This is a genomic window from Candidatus Symbiopectobacterium sp. (assembly GCF_020054415.1).
Classification (GTDB): Bacteria; Pseudomonadota; Gammaproteobacteria; order Enterobacterales; family Enterobacteriaceae; genus Symbiopectobacterium.
Genome location: NZ_JAHWCO010000001.1, coordinates 1 through 1,185, shown reverse-complemented (window position 1 = coordinate 1,185; position 1,185 = coordinate 1). Strand labels below are relative to the sequence as shown.

General features: G+C 51.3%; 1 protein-coding gene and 1 pseudogene. Both read left to right on the top strand.

What is annotated here, in order from left to right:
• Window positions 1-248 (top strand): annotated as a pseudogene (locus QZ506_RS00010) (IS5/IS1182 family transposase); the annotation flags it as partial.
• Between the two features lie 562 nt (window positions 249-810).
• Window positions 811-1,185 (top strand): transposase (locus QZ506_RS00005; RefSeq protein WP_291968249.1); only part of this gene is annotated, 375 nt, incomplete at its 3' end.

Here is a 1,185-nt window from a genome sequence, read left to right as displayed (position 1 = left end):
GCTACCACGAGCGTAACCACGCTGTTGCAAATCAGCGCATTAGCGGTAGTAACGATATCTGGAAAAAGAAAGTGGGCTATCACCGGCGCTCAGTGGCTGAAACGGCCATGTTCCGGTTCAAAAGGCTTCTGGGTGGTCATATAAGTCTGAGAGACTACGATGCTCAGGTGGGTGAAGCCATGACCATGGTCAAAGCGCTTAACCGGATCACGCTATTAGGAATGCCGAACAGTATTCGCATCACGTAACAATCGACCAGTATGGGGCGCAGTCGTTACAAGTTCTGATTTATTCAACAAAGCCCCGTCATTCCCGCGAAAGCGGGAATTCACAGAAATTTAGGCCCAGCCTTTTTTTGGTGCAGTGAACATTTCGTGCGCGTTAACCCACGCAGTTATTTGCTCGGTGCATCACACGCGCCCGACACGGGGCGCTCAATCGCCCTCGCTCCGTGGCCCCTAGCTTTTCGCGGGAAATAACGCCGCTACGCGGTGACTTCGAAGCCCGAGCTCACTGACGGGCCGCCAGCGACGCGGAAAACTCGTCTCATCCATGAGACTCGCCCCTACGGGGCCGCTGCTAGAAGCGTTCAAAAATGCTCCCGGCATTTTTGTCAGACGCGGTGCTGACTTTCGCGGCTTCCTGCTGTTCACCCTGTGGTCTCGTTCTCCTCAGCGTTATTTTTTACGCGTTATAAATTCAAAGAATTAAAATAATTGTTCATAACCCCTTACAGGCCCTAATGAGATGGTCACCCCCACTCTGTGAGCGGTACGCTGGCAGGGTGTTTTTCTTTCAGGAGAGGCCATCATGGAAAACGTTACTCTTATTGGTATCGATCTCGGTAAGCATTCTTTCCAAATTCATTGCCAGGATAAGTCAGGTAACGCGCTTCTGCGTAAGAAGTTTACTCGCACAAAGCTAATGCAGTTTTTGGCGACGTGCCCATCCTCGGTTGTTGTTATGGAAGCTTGTGCCGGGGCACACTTTATGGCGCGGCGTATCAATGATAGCTGCCATGAAGCAAAACTTATCTCTCCGCAGGTTGTGCGCCCGTTTATCAAGAGCAATAAAAATGATTTTGTTGATGCAGAGGCGATATGTGAAGCTGCATCCCGGCCGTCAATGCGTTTTGTTCAGCCGACAACTGAGGTTCAGCAGGCGATGCGAGCACTGCATCGGGTC